We start from the raw sequence: 19,660 nt of genomic DNA on the forward strand, positions 1-19,660 counted from the left end.
AGGCATCCTATGGCGATGTTTCATCAGGGCAATCGAGAGCTGCAGCGGCAGTTCGGTTCGACGGCGCTGGCCGATCGGCTGGTCGACCGTCTGCGCCGTTCTGAGTTCAATGACGAAGACCGGGCGTTCATTCAATCGGTCGAGTTCTTTTTCCTCGCGACCGCGTCACCCGACGGGTATCCGGATTGTTCCTTCAAGGGTGGCCCGCCTTGCTTCGTGCGTATCGTGCGGCCCGATCTGCTGGTCTGGCCGGATTACGACGGCAACGGCATGTTCAAGAGCCTCGGCAACATCCGTCTCAATCCGTTCGTGGGGCTGTTGTTCATTCGCATGGGCGAGGCGCCCAAACGTTTGCGGGTCAACGGACGCGCCGAGGTCGTGTTGGATGATCCGTTGATGGGCGAATTCGTGGGCGCGCAGGCGTTGGTCCGCGTCACGCCCATCGATATCTTTCCCAACTGCCCGCGTTACATTCCCGATCTGGCGACGGGCAAGCCCTCGCCGTATGTTCCCTGCGCCGATCAGCCGCCGCTGGAGCCGGGGTGGAAATCGAATCCGGCGTGGAACGAAGTGGTGCCGCCGCGACGGGTCTAGTACGGGATCTCCAACGTATCGTCGGCGGAGCCCTGGGCGTTCGTGGCCTGTACCGAGTGCGACGAAGTGGTGCCTGAGAAATTGCGGACCACGTCGATCTGATCGCCGATGCTGCTCGTAAAGATAGCCAGACTGTTGGTGCTGTATGAGGTGTTGAAGCCGTTCTCGTCTCTGAGGGAAAAGCGGGGCAGATACGAGTTGGAACTGTTGATCAACTGGCTCGGATCGGCCGGATAAGCGTCGGTCCAGTAAAACGTGCCCTCGAATCGCGATGTTTCGGTCGTGCCGTCGTTCTCCGTGGCAACGTACGTGCCCTCGACTTCGTGGATACAGGTTGCATCCACGGACTGGCTGGAAAGATTGTCTCGTACGGTCGCGGGTAGCGCGAAAGGGTCGTCCGAGATGCGCTTGAGCACCCAGGCGAAATGATAGCCCGTCAGCAATCCATCCGAATTGCCGGAGAACTGATAGGTACGTGTGACCGAATCTCGCCGCATCGTAGTCGCGTCGATGATTGGCACGCTGTGACCCAAGTACGTGGACGTGGACGCGGCAAAGTAGGGGACGGGAAACGCGCCGGCTACCAGCTGTATCCGCCGATTCGCGGCGCCCGCCGGGCCGCAGGTCAGGACGAAATAGTACGCCGGATCCGCCGGATCTCTGCGGACACGAACCGTGGTGCGCGACCAAAGCTGATAGTCGCGGCGTGGATTGATGCCGGCGATCTGATAGCCATACGACTGCGTGCCTTCCGACAGCATGATCCAGGTGCCTTCGAGGTTTCCGGTGCCGTTTTGCGAGGTGAAGGACGAGTAGGAGGCGGCGTCATAGCGGGCCGGCTTCGTAACGATAACTGTCGGCTGGCACGAGACGGCGATGTTTGTAATGTCGGTCGAGCCCGCAGTCCCGTTGCCGGAAGTCACTGTGCACAGGCTGTTCTGGGGCTGCGAGAGGATGGTCACCTGGTACGAGGTGCCAGCCAGCACAGTGGTGGCGAATGTGAATGCACCGTTGGTCGCGATGATCAGATCGTCGCTGGCGTTGTTTTGCAGAACGAGCGTTCCGGTCAGGCCGGAGATGGCGCCGCCCACACTCACTATCGAGTGACAGGCGACGGTGACACCAGGCGTGCTGCTCGGATCGATCGAGCCCGTGCCGGAGGTAACGGTGCATCGTTGATTGAACGGCTGACTTGCAATCGTCACTTGATATGCACTGCCGCTCGCCAACATCGTGGGGAAGGAAAACTCGCCATTCTGAGTGAGCGCCAGATTCTCATTGCCGTTGTTTTGCAGGATGAGCGTGCCCGTCAACCCAGAGAGCGTCCCGCGCACGGCGAACATCGTGGTGGTGCAGTTGATCGCGACGGTGCTGATATCGGCCGAGCCCATCGTGCCACTGCCGGCCGTGACGGTGCAGTTCTGATAGGCGGGTTGTGAGGAAATGCTGACTTGATAGCTCTGCCCGGCGGTCACTGGCGTGGTGAAACGGAACGAGCCGTTCGTTGCAACCGTGAGTGTGTCGCCGCTATTGTTTTGTAACGACACGGTGCCTGACAGCCCGGAGACCGTGCCGCCAACGGCGTGGCTCGATGGCGTGCCGTTGCCTGTGCCGCCTTGTGAGTTATTGTTGGTGGAGCCGCCGCCGCCGCCGCCTCCGCACGCGGACAAAAACAGTGCGGTGAGGATTGCATACAGAGGTTCGACCTGAAAAAGACTGGTCCGTGTCGATTTCTTGACCATGGTTTCCGTCGCCGCTGAATGCAGGATCGACCGTCGATCTGCATGTTTTAATGGCTCCGGATGCTAGCACGACGGCGGGATTTGCGAGGCTCCTTGGCGTATCCTCACAGGTTATGTCATCGGTTGAAGATAGCGATCCGTCGCGCCTCAGGGTCGAGCCCATCGGCATCGTCCGCACTTCACGGCTCACCAAAGTCGAAGCGCCCCGGCAGCCGCGTGCCGCGCAAGGCGAGCCCGCTCGCATCGAGTTGTTTGCCGGCCGGAATTTCGAGCACGCGCTCCAGGATCTGGCGCGCTGGAAATCGATCTGGGTCATTTTCTGGTTTCATCGGAATCCTGGCTGGCGTCCCAAGGTGCTGCCGCCCCGAAGTACTTCCGGCCGCAAAGGCGTGTTCGCCACGCGCTCACCTCACCGGCCGAATCCCATCGGCCTGTCGGTCGTGAGGTTGGAAAAAGTCGACGGTCTGAATATTCATATCCTCGACTCGGACATGCTCGACGGCACGCCGGTGCTCGATCTCAAACCCTATGTCCCTTACACGGATTCTCATCCCGATGCGGGCAATGGCTGGCTGGATGATGTCGAGGCCGTTCAGCCGGCCGATCCGGTGAGCGCATTCGCGGTGACATTCACGCCGCTGGCGATTGAGCAGGCAACCTGGATCGAGACGCGAACCGGTCTTGCGATCGAGGAACGAATTCGCTCCACGCTGATGCTGGGGCCGGAACCGCATCCTTATCGCCGCATCCGCCGGCTCGACGATGGCATGCAGCTGGCGGTGAAAGAGTGGCGCGTTCGATTCAGCGTCGCGGGACGCGAGGTGCGCGTCACTGCGATTGCTTCAGGATTTCGGGAGTCGCAGCTGGCGAGTGAGAGTGACGATGAGATGTTGCGGGCTCATCGTGAGTTTCGGGAGCGGTGGGGGGTGGCTCGCTAGCCGCGGGTTCGTCGGGTTACTCGGCGTTGGCGGTCGCGCCATTACGAGTGAAGTTGAACTTCACCAGCATCGTCCGCTTCTCTGCCAGCTTCGCCGGCGTGAACGTCCATTTCTTCGCTGCATCGACCGCGAGCCGCTCGAAGTAGCGACTCGGCCCGCGATCTTCAGCCTTCGCGGCGATTACAGCACCCTGCTTATCGATGGTGACGAGGACGGACACACGGATGGTGCCGGTGATGGTGTCCCGCGCGCTCTTCGGGACGTCGGGCATCACTTTCTGGACTGGGGCCAGCGGTGCATCCGTCGGTTCCTGCGTCACTACCGGCGCGGCGGGCGGCGCCTTGACCGATTCAGTCTCGGCCTTTGGCAGAGGTTCATTGCGCGCCGTGGGCTGCGGAGTCGGGTCGGATTTGAAACTGCTGATACCAAACCAGCCGAGCAGCACCGCGACAACACCCACAATCGCCAGTAGCGCAGTCTTACTCAATCGACGCGGCGGCGGGGCTGGGGGCGGCAGCTCCTCTTGCGGAATCAGCTTGACACGAATCACCAGCCGGCCAGCGGACGGAGCATCTACCTCGGAATCAGTCGCCGGCATTTGAAGTTCTTGAAGAGGGCCGATTGAGTGTGTCGAGGCGCCCGTTATCCTCGATCCCATCGGTGGGCGCAATCGGATAGTCACCGACTTGTCATCGCTTCATTCGTTCGAGTCGGCGGTGCGGCCGGAAGGCGGGGCTGGTACATTTCCGCCCAAAGGTGCGGCCGCGCAGTGATGACAAGGAACACAATTACCTCCGTGCTTCGAGTGCTCGGCGTTTTGCTGCTGGCATTCGCCGTCTACCAGTGGAATCAACCCGGCGGCTTTCATCCGCTGGACCAGACGCTGAAGTTCGCCCGGCGTGTGGGGCTGATGGAGTCTGTCCTCGACCAGGCCCACCGGCTCGCGCAGCCGGGCTTGCACCTCGAACATACCAATGAGCCGCAATTCAGTTGGATCGGCGGCCTTCCGTCCGTGGCGCCCGGGTTCGAGTGGCCGACCTGGAAAGGCGAGCCGTTGGCTTTTCTGGCGCAGATCGACCTTGCGGAAGTTGCGGCAGGCATGAACCAACCCTGGCTGCCCAAGCAAGGGCAGTTGTATTTCTTCTTCCATGTGTCGGAGGAGATGGTCGGGGGATACGATCCGGAAGATGCCGGGGCATGGCAAGTCGTTCACACGAACATCGACCGTGCGGCGCTCGTTCCGGCGACGATGCCCGGAGGCTTGGAGGAGCAGGCTCTCTTTCCCAAAACAAACATCCGCTTCCGTCGCATCGCCACCTTACCGACCGAGGAGCGCTTCATGGGCCGGTGGGACTTGTCGAACGAAGAATTCGAAGCGCTCCTGGGCGCACGAGGCGCGCCGTTCCGCGAGCAGCCTCGCCACCAGATGTTCGGCTATCCCTATCCTGAGCAGGACGATGGCATGGAGCTGCAGGCGCAGCTCATTTCCAACGGCGTGAACTCTTTCGATCGTCGCGACCCTCGCGTCCGCGAGCTTTCGCCCGGCGCCGATCAGTGGCGCCTGCTGTTGCAGATGGACACGGATGATGGCTCGAACATGATGTGGGAGGACGGCGGCCTGCTGTACTTCTGGATTCGCGAGCCGGATGCCGCCAACGGGGACTTCAGTAAGGTGTGGGTGTTCCTGCAGTCGGGGTGAGGCGGCGATGAGCAACGATCGGGTGTTTGCGATGAAGTTCGCCAAGGTCTATCCGCTGTACGTTCAGAAGGCGGAGCGCAAGAATCGTACGAAGGAAGAAGTGGACCGGGTCATCTGCTGGTTGACCGGTTATAGCCAGACGGAACTGCAGCGGCAGATCGAACAGGAGAGCGACTTCAGGACGTTCTTTGCTCGCGCCCCGGCGTTTCACCCCAATAGTTCCCTGATCAAAGGCGTGGTGTGCGGAATTCGCGTGGAAGAGATTGCGGATCCGTTGATGCAGAAGATCCGGTATCTGGACAAGTTGATCGATGAGCTGGCGAAGGGGAAGGCGATGGAGAAGATCCTGAGGCAGTAAGTCGCGCCCTCCTGGAAAAAAAATTTCGTCCCCAAGGGGCCCCGCCCCACTTTTCCCCGCGGGCGGGGCGGCGTGGCATAGTATGGCCATGAACATCACACCGGATTCGATCACCTTCCGCAAAGCCACTGCCAGCGACGCCGTGCCCATGGCCGAGCTGGGGGGCGCGACCTTCACCGAGACGTTCGGGCATTTGTATCCACCGGAAGACCTGCAGAACTTCCTGTCGACGAGTCACTCGCCGGAAAACTGGGCTCGTTCGCTCAACGATCCGAACCGCGGCGTGTTCGTGGTCGAGCATCGCAACGGCCGGAAGATCGGCTTCATCGTGGTGGGGGCCTGCAAACTTCCGGTGGAGAATCTGGAGGCGCAGTCGGGTGAAATCCAACAGCTGTATGTGCTCGCGGAATTCCACAATCTTCGACTCGGCCGGCGCCTGATGGAGCTCGGACTCGAATGGCTGGCCTCGCAGGGGCGCGCGCCGCTGTATATCGGCGTCTGGTCTGAGAACTACGGCGCGCAGCGTTTCTATGAGCGCTATGGATTCAGCAAGGTCGGCGAGTATGGTTTTCCGGTGGGGAAGACGGTGGACCGGGAGTTCATTCTGAAGCGTTGAGGCACAGGTCAGCCGGCTTTCGCCGTCGCTTGCTCGCCGACGTCCAGCGGCCCCAGATCGATGGTCACATGGTCGATCTTGCCGGTGAATTTGAACGGCATCTGATACGTGAAGTCGATGGGCGAGCCGATGTCCATGCCGACGTCGATGCCTTCGCCCAGCGAGAATTGAATCGGGATGGTGCGATTCAGCCGGCCGCTGGCGATGGGTTTGCCATTGGCCCTCAGGGTGATCTGGCCGCCCTTGCCAAAGCCGCCGCCGTCGTATTTGAACTCGACCACCAGCGTGCTCTTGCCGGGGGGCAGCGCTTGCTTCGCGGCGAAGGTGCTGCGATCGACGCTGAGGAAGTTATAAACGAACGTCGGTTTGCCTTCCTTGAGATACAGGCCATAACCGCCTTCCAGTCCGCCGTGCGTGATCACCATGCCTTCGGCTTTGCTGTCCGCGATCTCGATCTCGGCCGTGATCTTCCACGATTTGTTACACATCGAGGGTGAGGCGGCATCGGGCAGTCCGATCGTGCCCGGATAATAAGTGATGGAGTTGCGGCCGCGGATCAGGCTGGGGCGGCCCATCAGCTCGGCGTTCATGCGAACGGTGCCGCGCCAGTCCAGTGGCAGCACGTTGTACTTCGCGGCTTCGATCCACCACAGGTCCTGCAGCTGACGTAGCTTCTCGGGATACTGCCTGGCCAGGTCGCGAGCCTGCGAGAAGTCCTCGTCGACGTTGTACAGCTCCCAGACCGCCTTGTCCGGATCCCATTCCTGTCGACTCGGATCCCAAGGCACGAACGACGGCGAGGAGGCCATCCAGCCGTCGTGATACAGACCGCGATTGCAGCCGAGCTCGAAGTACTGGGTCTTGCGGCCGCTGCCGGCCTGCGCATCGTCGAGCGTGGCGGCGAAACTCACGCCCTCGATGGGCTTTTGTTTGACGCCGTTCAGATCGGTCGGCGCCGTGACGCCGCACAGCTCGTAGAGGGTCGGCACGATATCGATGGTGTGGAGGAACTGGTCGCGCAATCCGCCTTGCTCTTTGATGCGAGCGGGCCACGAGATGATCATCGGATTGCGGGTGCCGCCGAAATGGCTGGCAACCTGCTTGGTCCACTGAAACGGCGTGTTCATCGCGTGCGCCCAGGCGGACGGGAAATGATTGAAATGTTTCGGGCCGCCGAGCTCGTCGATGACCTTGATATTGTCCTGCCACTGCTCGGAGAAGCCGTTGAAAAACATGTTCTCGCAGAGCGAGCCTTCGAGCCCGCCTTCGGCGCTCGCACCGTTGTCGCCGGCGATGTAGATGATGAGCGTGTTGTCGGCGTCGGGCATCTGCTTCACGGCATCGACGACGCGCCCCAGCTCGTAGTCGCATTGCGCCGCGTAGCCGGCGAACACTTCCATCATGCGTGCGTAGAGACGTTTCTGATCCGCATTGAGCGAGTCCCACGCGGGCAAGCCTTTGGAGCGCGTCGTCAGCTCGGTCTTCTCCGGAATCACACCGAGCTTCTTTTGTCGCGCGAGGGTCTGTTGTCGGTACGCATCCCAGCCCTCAGCGAATTTCCCCTTGAATTTGTCGATCCATTCCTTGGGCGTCTGATGAGGCGCATGAGTCGCGCCCGTGGCGACATATAAGAAGAACGGTTTGTCGGGTGCGATCGCCCTGGCCTGTCGCAGCCAGGCAATCGACTTGTCGGCGAGGTCGGTGGTCAGGTGATAGTCGGGATCGCGCGACGGCGGCACCAGATTCCGATTCTCGAACAGCACCGGATTCCAGTGATTCATGTCGCCGGCATTGAAGCCGTAGAAATAATCGAAGCCGAGCCCGTTGGCCCAGCGATCGAATGGCCCGACCGCGCTCGTTTCCCACGCCGGTGTATTGTGATTCTTGCCGATCCACGCCGTCATGTAGCCGTTCTGTCGCAGGACCTCGCCGATGGTTCCACAGCTGCGTGGCAGGATGCAGGTGTAGCCGTCGTAGCCGGTCGCCAATTCAGTGATGCCGGCGAACGACGTTGAATGATGGTTGCGCCCCGTGATCAACGCAGCGCGCGTCGGGCTGCACAGTGCGGTCGTATGAAACCGGTTGTAACGCAGGCCTTCGGCGGCGAGTTTGTCCATCGTCGGCGAGGGAATGCCGCCACCGAACGTGCTGTACTGACCGAAGCCGCAGTCGTCGATCAGGATGAGCAGAATGTTCGGAGCGCTGGCGGGTGCTCGCACCGGTTGCGGAAATCTTGCGGGATCGGAGTCGAGGTAGGTGCGCCCGATCTCGCCCTTGAAGTGAAAGTCCGGACGCGGCAGGACTTCGGGCGTGCCGCGGCCGTTGGATGGATGGGCATTTCCGTTGGGTTTGTTCGCACCTTTTTTCATGGCCGCTCCGAAGGACGAGTTGTCCGACGGACTATGCGCAGCGATCCGATGTCCGTCGATTCGTGCGCTGGGGAGCGGCGCGCTGCCCGTTACCACGACGGCATTTTGTCTCCGCGCTGGCGTATCAAACCATCTTCGATGTGCACTTGAAGCGGCCGGCGCCTCATTGAGGCTCGAAGCGCCACACGTCGCTCACTTCGCCTCGGTAGGAACGATCGCCGCCAAACAGCCACAACCGCCCCGATGAATCGCCCCAGAACGCCGGCTGCGCTCCCGCGGTTTGTGAACCTCCCATCCAGGTCCAGGGCATCAGCGTGGTATTGCAGTACAGGCTCGCGACTGTGATCAAAACGTCAGCCGGCGATCCGGTGCCGGACGTGGTGGTCTCGCCATTGTTGAAGATGCATCGTTGATTTTGCGGCTGCCGGGTCACAGTCAGGCTGAAGGGCGCATTCACCACCACCATCCCCAGCTGGGCCGATTGCTGAGGATTCTCGACGGGGATGTCCCTGGTGTCGTCGAGACGCGCGACCAGCGAGCCGCCCGTGGCCAGACCGGAATGTCCCGGACATCGAGGGTCGGGCCCGTGAACGTCACGGTGACCACCCTGGTACTGAAACGGGGTCGGCAGCAGCCCACCGGCCAGATGATGCAGAGATACTGACGATTGCGAGGCCGTGATGGTGTAAGAGGGACTCTTGTTGCCGCCGCCACCACCACCGCAGGCGGATAACACCAATGCGCACGCGACAAGGAAGAGCGTGCGTCCCGCTGGCATCAGTGTTCGTCGTCCTTAATCGATCTTCGGCGCGGGCCTCCTACTGTCCGGTCGCTGCGTTTTCTGTGTGCTGGTTTATTTCGGCAGTGACGAATCCAGTCGGATTTCGGCGCCTGCGTGCAATTTTTTCCAGGTGTTCCCTGATTCCAAACGGCACGCCGCCCCAGCATGATCGCTGCGTGCCAAGCGAGGCCGACGCCATCCAGCTCAATGAGAAGCTGTTCTCGGACACCATGGTCGAGAGCATGCCGGGCATTCTGTATTGCTACGACGCGGACGGTCGGTTCCTGCGTTGGAATCGCAACTTCGAGGCGGTCTCCGGTTACGGCCACGACGAAATCGTCGGCATGCATCCGCTGGATTTTTTCGCGGCCGAAGACCGGGCGTGGGTCGAGGCGCGGATCCAGCAGGTGTTCAGCAGTGGCGAGTCTTCGATAGCAGCCTCGTTCCTGGCAAAAAACGGCACGCGCACGCCGTATTTTTTCACCGGCCGGCGGGTCGAGTTCGAAGGCCGGCCTTGCCTGGTCGGAGTCGGCATCGACATCTCGGATCGGGTTCGGACCGAGCAGCGGCTGGCCGACAGCGAACGGCGCTACCGCGAATTGGTCGAGCATGCCAACAGCATCATCCTGCGTTGGGATTCCCAAGGCCGGATCGCCTTCCTCAACGACTTCGGCCTGCGCTTCTTCGGCTATACGGAACAGGAGATCGTCGGCCGGCATGTCATCGGTACCATTGTGCCGTCCACCGATGCCGGGGGCGCCGATCTGCGCCAGCTGATGGACCGGATCTGCGCGGCGCCGGAAGCGTTCGAGCAGAACACCAATGAGAACATGCGTCGCAATGGCGAGCGGGTCTGGATCTCCTGGACCAACCGGATCGAGCGCGACGCCAACGGCGCTGTTTCGGCCATCCTCAGTATCGGCACCGACATCACCGAACGCCTGCGGGCTGAAGCCGAACGTGAGCAGAGATTGCGCGCCGAGGAGGCGGACCGGGTCAAGTCGGCGTTCCTCGCGACCATGTCTCATGAGCTGCGCACGCCGCTCAATTCCATCATCGGCTTCACCGGGGTCATGTTGCAGGGACTGGCCGGTCCGTTGAACGACGAGCAGCGCAAGCAGCTGGACATGGTCCGTTCCAGCGCCCGGCATTTGCTGGCCCTGGTGAACGACGTGCTGGATATTTCCAAGATCGAAGCCGGTCAGCTGGGCGTGAGCCGCGTGCCGTTCGACGCCCGGCGTTCGATCGACAAGGTGCTGGCGCTGGTCTCACCGCAGGCCACCGCGAAACAGCTGCCGCTGCGGGTTCACGCCGGCGAGGGGCTCGGTCAGCTGGTCGGCGATCAGCGGCGTTTCGAGCAGGTGCTGTTGAATCTGCTCAGCAACGCGATCAAGTTCACCGACCACGGCGAGGTCACCCTCGTGGCCGAACGCAACGCCGACCATACGTTGCGATTGCAGGTGTGCGACACTGGCATCGGGATCGGCCCGGACGATCTGCAATCGTTGTTTCAGCCGTTCAAACAAGTGGAGTCCGGCCTGGCTCGCAGGCACGAGGGGACCGGGCTGGGGCTGGCGATCTGCAGACGTCTGACCGAGCTCATGGGCGGGCAGATCGCCGCCGCCAGCGAATGGGGTAAGGGCAGCGTCTTCACGGTGACTCTGCCGATCCAGGCCACAGCGCGACAATAACAATGGCTACGATGCTGTTGATCGAAGATAACGTCCAGAATCGCTACCTGGCGACGTTCCTGCTGGAACAGCATGGCCACCGCGTGCTGCAGGCCGAAGACGGTCTGCTCGGCCTCGACATGGCCGCGAAACTGCGCCCCGACCTGATCCTGCTCGATATCCAGCTGCCCGGCATGGACGGTCACGCCGTGGCCCGCGCGCTGAAGAGCGATCCCGCGCTCAGCGCCATTCCCATCGTCGCCGTCACTTCCTATGCGATGGCCGGCGATCGTGAGAAATGTCTGGAGGCCGGCGCCGAGGGCTATATCGAAAAGCCCATCGATCCGGAGTCCTTCGTCGCCGAAGTCGAGCGCTTCCTATGCGTGTCCTGATCGTCGACGATCATTCGGAGAACTTGTATCTCCTGCGTGTGCTCCTGCAGGGGCACGGTCATCAGGTTACCGAAGCGGCCGATGGTGCCGCCGCTTTGAGTCTCGCCCGGCAGGATCCGCCGGAGCTCATCGTCTCGGACCTGTTGATGCCGGTGCTGGACGGCTATGCGTTGCTGCGCCACTGGCGCTCCGATGCTCGACTGAAGTCGATTCCTTTCGTGGTCTACACCGCCACTTACACCGAGCCTCAGGATGAGCAGCTCGCGATGGCGTTGGGCGCCGATGCTTTCATCATCAAGCCCACGGAACCCGAGCATCTGATGGCGCGGATCGAGGAGACGCTGGCGCGCCGGGCTCGAGGCGAGTCGACGGCCGCACGTTCGCCGGTCGAGGAATCGCTGCTCCTCAAACAATACAACGAGGTGCTGATCCGCAAGCTGGAAGACAAGCTGGTGCAGCTGGAACAGACCAATCGCGGGCTGCAACAGGAGATCGGCGAGCGCAAGCGAACTGAAGCGGCGCTGCGTAATAGCCAGGAGATGCTGCGCGCGGTGGCGGAAGGCACTTCGGATGCGGTGTTCGTCAAGGATCGCAACGGCCGTTATCTGTTGGTCAACGAGTCGGCCAGCCGCTATATCGGCAGACCGCCGAGCGACATCGTGGGGTGTGACGACGTCGCGCTGTTCGGCGCACCGGGTGCGGCTGCGCTTGCCTTGAACGACCGGGAAGTCATGCAAGCGAATACCGCCCTCACGTTCGAGGAGACGTTGCAAGTGGGCGGCATGGAACGCTTGTTTCATGCGACCAAGGCGCCGTATCGCGACGAGCGTGGCAACGTCGCCGGTGTCGTCGGCATTTCACGCGATATCACCGAGCGTCGCCGTCTCGAAGAGCAGCTGCGCCAGTCGCACAAGATGGAAGCCATCGGCCGGCTCGCCGGCGGGGTGGCGCACGATTTCAACAATCTGCTGACCATCATCGGCAGCTACAGCGAATTGATCCTGCACGAGCCGCAGGTCGGCACGACGATTCAGGATCATGCCAAAGCGATACGCGACGCCGGCAAGCGCGCGTCCGCACTGACGCGTCAGCTGCTCGGTTTCAGCCGGCAGGTGATTACGCAGCCCGAGGTGCTGGATCTGAACGAGGTCGTGGTCGATACCGGCGACCTGCTGCGGCGATTGATTGGTTCCGACATCACACTCACGACGTTGCGCGGCCCCGGCCTTGGCGCGGTCGAAGCCGATCGCAGCCAGGTGGATCAGGTGCTGATGAATCTCGCCGTCAACGCGCGCGATGCCATGCCGAGCGGGGGCGCGCTGACCATCGAGACGGCCAACGTGACGCTCGATGCGTCCAGGATCGACGCGATGTTCGATTGCCATCCCGGCCGCTATGTGATGTTGGCGGTGACCGATACTGGCAGCGGCATCCCGCCCGAGATCCAGGCGCGCATCTTCGAACCTTTCTTCACGACCAAGGAAGTGGGCAAGGGAACCGGGCTGGGGCTGTCGATGGTCTTCGGCATCGTTCAGCACAGCGGCGGTTGTATCAAGGTCGAGAGCGAGCCGGGTCGGGGCTCGACGTTCCGGATCTTCTTGCCGATGGTGGACGCCACGGTGGCGAAACCGGTCGAGAATCGCTTACAGGTGGGGCGCGGCACCGAAACGATTCTGGTGGTCGAAGACGACGAAGGCGTTCGCGACGTGGTGACCGCCAGCCTGGAGTTGCACGGTTACGATGTGATAACCGCCTTCGACGGCCGGGATGCCTTGCGCATCGCTCAGACCGCGCGCGAGCCCATCGACCTCGTCCTCACCGATATCGTCATGCCCAACATCAGCGGTTCCGAGGTGGCGCGGCAATTGCGGCAGCAGTTTCCCAACATCAAAGTGCTGTTCATGAGTGGCCACAACGAAGATGCCGTGGTCCGTGACGGCCTGCTCGACTCCACGGTGAACTTCATCCAGAAACCGTACACCCCGCTGGCGCTCGCGCAGAAAGTGCGCGACGTGCTCGATCGGGGCATCACCTAGGGGTGACTCTGGAGTGACGGTGACCTCGTGCCCGACCCTTGTCGGATACTGACGGCTCCGTCGAATCGTTCACAGTCTGATCATCCAGCCCCGGTCAATTTCCCGGATCTCCTCAAGGTTATTTGGCAGCCGCCGTACTGAACTCCAGTCGGCGGCCGGTTTACGGCGCGGCGACGAATGTTTCGTGCCTGTCATCCGAGAATTGGAGTCGAACGATGTTTGGTAAGAACAAGATCCTGGCGCAGGCGCTGGACGCCGTGCCCGCGAGTATCCTCGTGACGGACGCGCGCGAGACGATTGTCCACCTGAATCCGGCGCTGCGGACGCTGCTGCGGTCGGTGGAAAGCGACATCAGGAAAAGCCTGCCGCAGTTTTCCGCCGACGAGTTGGTCGGCAAACCGTTGGATCTGTTCTACCGGCTCGCGAGCCACCCGATGGAGCAGTCCGGAGCGACGCTCAAGGTTGGCGTACGAACGTTTTCTATTCAGAACGCGCCGATTCTCGACAGCAGCGGCCGGAAGACCGGCGCGGTGGTGACGTGGACCGAGCACACCGAGCGTCTGGCTCAAGAAACGCAGATCAAGAACAGCATCGGCGGCGTGGTCGCGGCCGCGGCGCAGGGCGATCTTTCCAAGCGCATCGACGCGAACGGCCTGCCGCCGCATCTCCTCGAAGTGGCGCATGGCATCGATACCTTGCTCGAGCGCATCCAGGATGTTTCCTCGGACTTGGTTCGCATGAGCGCCGAGCACGAAGCCGGCGATATCGACACCAGAATCGATGCAGGCAAATACGCTGGTCAGTTTCGTGAGCTGGCCGCCGGCATCAACGACATGGTGGCCGGTCACATCGCGGTGAAAAAGAAGGCGATGGCTTGTATCGCCGAGTTCGGTCGCGGCAATTTCGATGCGCCGCTGGACAAGTTCCCCGGCAAGAAGGCCTTCATCAACGACACCATCGAGCAGGTTCGTGGCAACTTGCGCGGCCTGATCGCCGAGATGAACCGGATGTCGAAGGAGCACGACGCGGGCGACATCGATGTCGTCATCGATACCGACAAGTTCCAGGGCGACTTCCGCACCATGGCCGCCGGCATCAACGACATGGTGGCCGGCCACATCACGGTGAAGAAAAAGGCGATGGCTTGTATCGCCGAATTCGGTCGCGGCAATTTCGACGCGCCGCTGGACAAGTTCCCCGGCAAGAAAGCCTTCATCAACGACACCATCGAGCGGGTGCGCGCCAACCTCAAGGCGCTCATCGTCGACACCGACATGCTGGTGAAAGCCGCGGTCGAGGGACGCTTGGATGCGCGCGCCGATGCCACCAAACATCATGGCGACTTCAACCGGATCGTCGGCGGCATCAACGCCACCATGGAAGGCATGGTTCAGCCGATCCGCGATCTGATCCGCGTGTTGAGCGCGCTCGCCGAAGGCGATCTGACTCAGACCATCGACGCAGAGTATGCCGGTGCTTTCGGCGAGATGAAGGAGTACGCGAACAGCACCGTGCTCAAGCTCTCGATGATCATCAGTGAAGTCAACGAAGCAGCGCAGTCGTTGTCGAGCGCGGCCGAGGAGGTGAGTGCGACGTCGCAAACGCTGTCCCGCTCCGCCGGAGAACAGGCTGCTGGCGTGGAAGAGACCAGCGCGTCGATCGAGCAGATGACGGCATCGATCGCCCAGAACAGCGACAATGCCAAGGTCACCGACAGCATGGCGACCAAGGCGGCCAGCGAAGCGGCCGATGGCGGCGAGGCCGTGCGCGAGACCGTTTCGGCGATGAAACAGATCGCGCAGAAGATCGGCATCATCGATGACATCGCGTATCAGACCAATTTGCTGGCGCTGAATGCGGCCATCGAAGCGGCGCGCGCGGGAGAGCATGGCAAGGGCTTCGCGGTGGTTGCCGCCGAAGTTCGCAAGCTCGCCGAGCGCAGCCAGGTGGCGGCTCAGGAGATCGGCACCGTGGCTTCCGGCAGCGTCGAGCTGGCGGAGAAAGCGGGAACCTTGCTGACGGCCATCGTGCCGTCGATCAAGAAAACATCGGACCTGGTGCAGGAGATCTCGGCGGCGTCGCAGGAACAGTCTTCGGGCGTCGGGCAGATCAATGCCGCGATGACCAACCTGTCGCAGGCGACTCAGCAGAACGCTTCTTCGTCCGAGCAGCTGGCGGCCACGGCCGAGGAAATGAGCTCGCAGGCCGAGCAGCTTCAGCAGACGATGCAGTTCTTCAAGTTGGCTCAGGATCAGACGCTGGCGCGCCCGGCGCCGGCTCGCAAACCGGCGAATGCAGCGCCCGTCGCTGCGCCGAAATCTCGCGGTCGTGCCCCGGCGCGCTCGGCCGCTCCCGCCACGGGCGGCAGTTTCAGTGTGCCGAGCGGCGAGATCGATCCCGCTCATTTCTCGAAGTTCGGCTGATCGGCAGGAGCGCGGACCATGGTTGATTTGTCTGCGGTGAGCGGGCCGGAGGGCTCGGCTCATTCAATGAAAACCCAACAGTATCTGACGTTCTCGCTGGGCCGGCGGGTGTATGCGATCGGTATCCTGGCCATCAAGGAGATCATCGAATACACCGAGCCGACCGAGCTGCCGATGATGCCGGCCTGCCTGCGTGGCGTGATCAATCTTCGCGGTGCCGCCGTGCCGGTCGCCGACCTCGCGACACGTTTGCACAAGCCGTCGGCAGAGATCACCAAACGCACTTGTATCGTCGTCGTCGAAGTCGAGCGCGAAGAGCGCACTCACGTCATCGGCGTACAGGTGGACGAGGTGAATGCGGTGCTGGAGATTCCCGAGTCGGATATCGAGTCGGCGCCCAGCTTCGGTACCAACATCCGTAGCGACTTCATCGCCGGTATGGCGCGGGTGGACGGAAATTTCGTGGTGTTGCTCGATACCGCTCGCGTGCTCGCGTTCGATGATCTCGCGCTCCAGGAACTGGAACTCACACTTCCAGCCAATACGCCCGCAACCGCTCCGACTCCGCCCCCTGCATTCGCTTGAGCAACTCTTCCAACGGCTCGGGCCGGCCGAACGCATAACCCTGGGCGTGATCCACGCCCAGGGTCTCCAGCTTGCGCGCCAGTGCGTCGGTCTCGACGTACTCGGCGACGCAATCCATCTGGAACTCCCGGGCCAGGCCCACCAGACTCTTGACCATGCTGACGCAGCGGGCGTTGGTCAGGATGTCTTTCACGAAGCTGCCGTCGATCTTGATGCGCGTGGCCGGCAGGGACTGGAGATAGGTGAAGTTGCTGGCGCCGGTGCCGAAGTCGTCGAGCGCCACTTTGCAGCCGGCGCGGCGCAGGCGATGCATCAGCTCCACGGATTTTGCCAGGCAGGCCACCGCCGTCTGCTCGGTGATCTCGCAGGTCACGAGACCCGGCGGCACATTGGAAACATGCAGCTCGTTGAGCAGATATTCGATGAAGGACTCGTCGCTCAACGATTGACCTGAGATATTGATGGAGGCAGTGGCCTTCATTTCCATCAACAGGCCGCGATAGGGCGCGAGCTGCGCCAGCGTGTGCCGGACGACATAGCGATCGATCTGCGGCATCAGCTGGTAGCGTTGCGCGGCGGACATGAATGCGCCGGGCGCCACGATTTCGCCGGTGGGATCGCGCCAGCGCAGCAGGACTTCGAAGCCGGCGGACGAGCGCTCCCGGTCCAGGCGCACGATCGGTTGTGCGTGCAGAATCAGCTTCTCCTTGCGAATCGCTTCGCGCAGCTGACCGACAAGAATCATGTCGCCGCGACGGCGCATCATGCTGATGTCATCGTTCGCATACAGTTCGGTGCGATTGCGGCCGCGATCCTTCGCCGCCTTGCACGCGATCTCCGAGCAGGCCAGGGCGCGCGCAAAGCCTTTCGGTACGTCCACTACCGTCGCGACCCCGCAGCTGAGCGAGACATCGAACGTGTCTTCCGCCGGACCAATGACGATCTTCGAGGCTGCTTGCTGCAGCTTCTGCGTGAAGCCGAGCGCCGCTTGCGGCTCGCAGTTCTCCAGCATCACGGCAAACTTGTCGCCGGAGAGTCTGCCTACCAGCGACTCGGCGGGCACCAGCTTCGAGGTGAGCAAGTCTGCGATCCGCATGATCAGCTCGTCACCGAGCTCGAAGCCGTGCTTCTCATTGCATACGTGCAGCCCGTCGATGTCGATGTACACCAGACTTCGATGGGCCTGCGTCTGCTGGCAGCGCTGCTCGACGCTGTGCTCGAGCGCGGCGCGCGTGGGCAGGCCGGTGGCCAGGTCGGATTGCGACTCGACGATGAGAGCGATCTGACGCGCCAGGTGGCTGGCAAGATAACGATGCCGCTCGGTGAACGGGTCCATCTCCAGCCCACGGAAGAACGCGAGCAGGCCCACGACGCGACCGGATGGCGCCAGCACGGGAACGATCAGCAATCGCGCCGGGACCAGCGCTCGCAAGTGCGAGGAGGGTTCATTGACCAGCAACACTTCCTTCTTGCGTACGGTCCACGCAAGCAAGTGAGGTTGAAGCTGGGGCAGCGATCGAGCGATGGGAGCCGCCGCTGTGGTGTCGATAGCCTGGATCAGTGAAATGTTCTTGTCGGGCACTGACAATGACCCGAGCGTAGCCTCGATGCGTGTGCACGCGGATGCCAGCAGGTGCTGCAGACTCAGCCATTCTCCGTCGGAGCGTTTCAGATCGGCGGAGACATGAAACAACCATTCGAGATCGGCGGTGCGTTCTGTTGCGTCGGTGACTGTTGTGATCTCCGCGGCGGGAACGAGACTGCGCTCACGCTGCAAACATTCGAACGCCGGGCGCAAGCGCTGGGCCACCTTGTCGATGAGATGATCGCCCAGTCTTCGCTTGGTTGCGGTAGTCAGGTCGATGCCGACCGCCCACAGCAGCCTGCCTTCCGAATTCAACAGGGGGAAGGCGAGTTGGTGCCGGCCGTTGACGGCCTCGCGTTCGATCGGCTTGCGCGCGCCACGTTGCTGTAGCCAGCCGCAGTCACGCAGCCAAGTGGACGCGTCACGCAGATCGTTCAGTGAGCCCGTGCCGCCTACCGGCCGCAACTGCGCATTGAAGTGAGCGCTGCCGGAGATGCCCGGCAGCAGCCCCTCGAACAGACTCGCATACGAGCGAACGAGCGCGTCCTCTGCTTGCGTGGGACGACTTGTGCCCCCCGTCATTGCAGCGAAGACCCTCCTGCCTTATGGATCCCGTCGAAAACGGGTCACGTGCAGTATCCGTGACGGGATCACGGGCGAAAGATGCCGTGAGTCATGTGCGGGTCCGGCCCTGCCATTACTTCCGTCATTGGTAGTATTGCGACTCTCGGTCGCTTGCTACTACGATTCCCGACAGTGCCTGTCGGCCTGGAGCGTGTCATGTTGTTCGAAACCGTGGTCTCCGGGGGCTGTCGCTCCTATTTGATCGGCTGTGAAGAGACCTGTGCCGCGGCGTTGATCGATCCGGAGCTGAGCCAGATCGATCGTTATCTGGCATTGGCCGCGCGCGATGGCCTGCGTATCAAGTATCTGGTCGATACCCATACCCACGCGGATCATTTCTCGGGCACGCAGCAGCTGGCCCGGCAGCTCAATGTGCCGGTGGTGATGCATGGCTTCAGCCCGGCGCCGTTCGTCGATTTGCGGCTGCAAAGTGGCGAGCTGCTGGTCGTCGGTAAACTTCGACTGCAGGCGATGCACACGCCCGGACACACGCGCGATTCCATGTGTCTGACGGTGCAGGATCGAGTGTTCACCGGCGATACCTTGCTCATCGGCGGCACCGGTCGCACCGACTTGCCCAGCGGCGATGCCAGCGCGCTTCATGACAGCCTCTTCAACAATGTGCTGAAGCTGGACCCGGCGACCCTGGTGTTCCCGGCACACGAATACAAAGGTCGTTCGCACACCACGATCGGTCAGGAGCTGGCCGGGAATCCGCGTCTTCAGCAGCGCGATCGCGGGGCCTTCATCGAGATGATGCAGAACCTCAATCTCACGATGCCGACGCATATCACCGAGGCGCTGCGCACGAACATGACCGGAGGCAAGACGGTCGCGCAGATGTTGGCTGAAGCTGCAGCAGCGGTGCCTTTCATGTCGCTCGCGGAGTTGCGGGCAGCGGTCGAGAGCGATAAATGCGATTTCATCGTGCTCGACGTGCGCGAGCGCGACGCGTTCCAGGAAGGTCACATTCAAGGCGCACAGCATCTGCCACGCGGCCAGCTGGAGTTGCGAGTGAACCAGGAGCTGCCGGATCCGACGCGGCGAATTCTGGTCTATTGTGAATTCGGCCGGGTCTCGACGCTGGCGACGGCCACGTTACGACAGATGGGATTCAGGGGCGCCGTGGCCCTGGATGGCGGGATGAAGGCGTGGCGTGAGGCGGGATATCCGGTGATACCCGGAGCAAACTAATCTGAATTGGATCGGCGGCCCCACCGTGCCGCCGATCCGATCCAGGCCGGCAGG

Annotated in this window: 16 protein-coding genes; 11 read left to right on the forward strand and 5 right to left on the reverse strand. The window is 62.1% G+C overall.

Annotated elements, in window-relative coordinates; translation table 11 throughout:
• Positions 1 to 9 precede the first annotated feature (9 nt).
• Positions 10 to 594 carry a pyridoxamine 5'-phosphate oxidase family protein gene (locus EKO19_RS27570; RefSeq protein WP_129780612.1) on the forward strand — a complete coding sequence of 195 codons (585 nt, stop codon included), beginning with the start codon at positions 10 to 12 and terminating at the stop codon, positions 592 to 594.
• Here the strand turns inward: EKO19_RS27570 and EKO19_RS27575 are convergent.
• Positions 591 to 2,336, reverse strand: a complete 1,746-nt coding sequence (locus tag EKO19_RS27575; RefSeq protein WP_129780613.1) for a hypothetical protein — start codon at positions 2,334 to 2,336, stop codon at positions 591 to 593. The two genes, EKO19_RS27570 and EKO19_RS27575, sit on opposite strands and share 4 nt — an antisense overlap.
• Positions 2,337 to 2,449: 113 nt before the next feature.
• On the opposite strand from EKO19_RS27575, the gene tsaA reads away from it, so the two are divergent.
• Entirely contained in the window at positions 2,450 to 3,274 is an 825-nt protein-coding gene (gene tsaA / locus EKO19_RS27580; protein WP_129780614.1) for a tRNA (N6-threonylcarbamoyladenosine(37)-N6)-methyltransferase TrmO, read from the forward strand.
• 16 nt (positions 3,275 to 3,290) lie between these two features.
• Here the strand turns inward: tsaA and EKO19_RS27585 are convergent, their stop codons facing one another.
• On the reverse strand, positions 3,291 to 3,956 hold the full coding sequence (locus EKO19_RS27585) for a TonB family protein (protein ID WP_129780615.1): 666 nt from the start codon (positions 3,954 to 3,956) through the stop codon (positions 3,291 to 3,293).
• 90 nt (positions 3,957 to 4,046) lie between these two features.
• Between EKO19_RS27585 and EKO19_RS27590 the strand changes: the two genes are divergently transcribed.
• The 3 genes from EKO19_RS27590 to EKO19_RS27600 all read left to right on the forward strand — a co-directional run bounded on the left by EKO19_RS27590 (position 4,047) and on the right by EKO19_RS27600 (position 5,947).
• Positions 4,047 to 4,973 (forward strand): YwqG family protein, encoded by a 927-nt coding sequence (locus EKO19_RS27590; protein WP_129780616.1) that lies wholly within the window; start codon positions 4,047 to 4,049, stop codon positions 4,971 to 4,973.
• A 7-nt stretch (positions 4,974 to 4,980) separates the two neighbouring features.
• Complete coding sequence (locus EKO19_RS27595; RefSeq protein ID WP_129780617.1) at positions 4,981 to 5,331, forward strand: DUF2200 domain-containing protein; 351 nt, start codon at positions 4,981 to 4,983, stop codon at positions 5,329 to 5,331.
• A gap of 88 nt (positions 5,332 to 5,419) precedes the next feature.
• Positions 5,420 to 5,947: a GNAT family N-acetyltransferase gene (locus tag EKO19_RS27600; RefSeq protein WP_129780618.1), complete on the forward strand. Its 528-nt coding sequence runs from the start codon at positions 5,420 to 5,422 to the stop codon at positions 5,945 to 5,947.
• 8 nt (positions 5,948 to 5,955) lie between these two features.
• Here EKO19_RS27600 and EKO19_RS27605 read toward each other — a convergent pair whose 3' ends face one another.
• Both EKO19_RS27605 and EKO19_RS27610 read right to left on the reverse strand, forming a co-directional pair.
• A complete protein-coding gene (locus EKO19_RS27605) occupies positions 5,956 to 8,316 on the reverse strand; it encodes an arylsulfatase (RefSeq protein ID WP_129780619.1) in 2,361 nt (786 codons plus the stop codon).
• A gap of 163 nt (positions 8,317 to 8,479) precedes the next feature.
• On the reverse strand, positions 8,480 to 9,094 hold the full coding sequence (locus EKO19_RS27610; RefSeq protein ID WP_175597207.1) for a hypothetical protein: 615 nt from the start codon (positions 9,092 to 9,094) through the stop codon (positions 8,480 to 8,482).
• 179 nt (positions 9,095 to 9,273) lie between these two features.
• On the opposite strand from EKO19_RS27610, the gene EKO19_RS27615 reads away from it, so the two are divergent.
• The 5 genes from EKO19_RS27615 (at position 9,274) to EKO19_RS27635 (ending at position 16,203) form a co-directional block, all read left to right on the forward strand.
• Complete coding sequence (locus EKO19_RS27615) at positions 9,274 to 10,788, forward strand: PAS domain-containing hybrid sensor histidine kinase/response regulator (RefSeq protein ID WP_217705640.1); 1,515 nt, start codon at positions 9,274 to 9,276, stop codon at positions 10,786 to 10,788.
• A gap of 2 nt (positions 10,789 to 10,790) precedes the next feature.
• Positions 10,791 to 11,159 carry a response regulator gene (locus EKO19_RS27620; protein ID WP_129780622.1) on the forward strand — a complete coding sequence of 123 codons (369 nt, stop codon included), beginning with the start codon at positions 10,791 to 10,793 and terminating at the stop codon, positions 11,157 to 11,159.
• A complete protein-coding gene (locus EKO19_RS27625) occupies positions 11,147 to 13,195 on the forward strand; it encodes a hybrid sensor histidine kinase/response regulator (RefSeq protein ID WP_175597218.1) in 2,049 nt (682 codons plus the stop codon). The genes EKO19_RS27620 and EKO19_RS27625 overlap by 13 nt, the downstream gene beginning before the upstream one ends.
• A gap of 215 nt (positions 13,196 to 13,410) precedes the next feature.
• Positions 13,411 to 15,618, forward strand: coding sequence for a methyl-accepting chemotaxis protein (locus EKO19_RS27630; protein ID WP_217705641.1), 2,208 nt, complete (start codon positions 13,411 to 13,413; stop codon positions 15,616 to 15,618).
• Positions 15,619 to 15,684: 66 nt separating this feature from the next.
• Positions 15,685 to 16,203 (forward strand): chemotaxis protein CheW, encoded by a 519-nt coding sequence (locus EKO19_RS27635; protein WP_217705642.1) that lies wholly within the window; start codon positions 15,685 to 15,687, stop codon positions 16,201 to 16,203.
• On the opposite strand, the gene EKO19_RS27640 is transcribed toward EKO19_RS27635, so the two are convergent.
• Complete coding sequence (locus EKO19_RS27640) at positions 16,145 to 18,370, reverse strand: putative bifunctional diguanylate cyclase/phosphodiesterase (RefSeq protein ID WP_129780625.1); 2,226 nt, start codon at positions 18,368 to 18,370, stop codon at positions 16,145 to 16,147. The two genes, EKO19_RS27635 and EKO19_RS27640, sit on opposite strands and share 59 nt — an antisense overlap.
• A gap of 198 nt (positions 18,371 to 18,568) precedes the next feature.
• Between EKO19_RS27640 and EKO19_RS27645 the strand changes: the two genes are divergently transcribed.
• Entirely contained in the window at positions 18,569 to 19,606 is a 1,038-nt protein-coding gene (locus EKO19_RS27645; protein WP_129780626.1) for an MBL fold metallo-hydrolase, read from the forward strand.
• Positions 19,607 to 19,660: the final 54 nt, after the last annotated feature.

The sequence above is a fragment of the Peristeroidobacter soli genome (assembly GCF_004138485.1).
GTDB classification, from domain to species: domain Bacteria; phylum Pseudomonadota; class Gammaproteobacteria; order Steroidobacterales; family Steroidobacteraceae; genus Steroidobacter; species Steroidobacter soli.

What these genes read in the sequence shown, in the direction of transcription:
- EKO19_RS27620 (WP_129780622.1), top strand. Translation starts at nt 10,791, where the DNA reads ATGGCTACGATGCTGTTGATCGAAGATAACGTCCAGAATCGCTACCTG.
- EKO19_RS27590 (WP_129780616.1), top strand. Translation starts at nt 4,047, where the DNA reads ATGACAAGGAACACAATTACCTCCGTGCTTCGAGTGCTCGGCGTTTTG.
- tsaA (WP_129780614.1), top strand. Translation starts at nt 2,450, where the DNA reads ATGTCATCGGTTGAAGATAGCGATCCGTCGCGCCTCAGGGTCGAGCCC.
- EKO19_RS27595 (WP_129780617.1), top strand. Translation starts at nt 4,981, where the DNA reads ATGAGCAACGATCGGGTGTTTGCGATGAAGTTCGCCAAGGTCTATCCG.
- EKO19_RS27570 (WP_129780612.1), top strand. Translation starts at nt 10, where the DNA reads ATGGCGATGTTTCATCAGGGCAATCGAGAGCTGCAGCGGCAGTTCGGT.
- EKO19_RS27635 (WP_217705642.1), top strand. Translation starts at nt 15,685, where the DNA reads ATGAAAACCCAACAGTATCTGACGTTCTCGCTGGGCCGGCGGGTGTAT.
- EKO19_RS27605 (WP_129780619.1), bottom strand. Translation starts at nt 8,316, where the DNA reads ATGAAAAAAGGTGCGAACAAACCCAACGGAAATGCCCATCCATCCAAC.
- EKO19_RS27625 (WP_175597218.1), top strand. Translation starts at nt 11,147, where the DNA reads ATGCGTGTCCTGATCGTCGACGATCATTCGGAGAACTTGTATCTCCTG.
- EKO19_RS27630 (WP_217705641.1), top strand. Translation starts at nt 13,411, where the DNA reads ATGTTTGGTAAGAACAAGATCCTGGCGCAGGCGCTGGACGCCGTGCCC.
- EKO19_RS27640 (WP_129780625.1), bottom strand. Translation starts at nt 18,370, where the DNA reads ATGACGGGGGGCACAAGTCGTCCCACGCAAGCAGAGGACGCGCTCGTT.
- EKO19_RS27610 (WP_175597207.1), bottom strand. Translation starts at nt 9,094, where the DNA reads ATGCCAGCGGGACGCACGCTCTTCCTTGTCGCGTGCGCATTGGTGTTA.
- EKO19_RS27575 (WP_129780613.1), bottom strand. Translation starts at nt 2,336, where the DNA reads ATGGTCAAGAAATCGACACGGACCAGTCTTTTTCAGGTCGAACCTCTG.
- EKO19_RS27600 (WP_129780618.1), top strand. Translation starts at nt 5,420, where the DNA reads ATGAACATCACACCGGATTCGATCACCTTCCGCAAAGCCACTGCCAGC.
- EKO19_RS27645 (WP_129780626.1), top strand. Translation starts at nt 18,569, where the DNA reads ATGTTGTTCGAAACCGTGGTCTCCGGGGGCTGTCGCTCCTATTTGATC.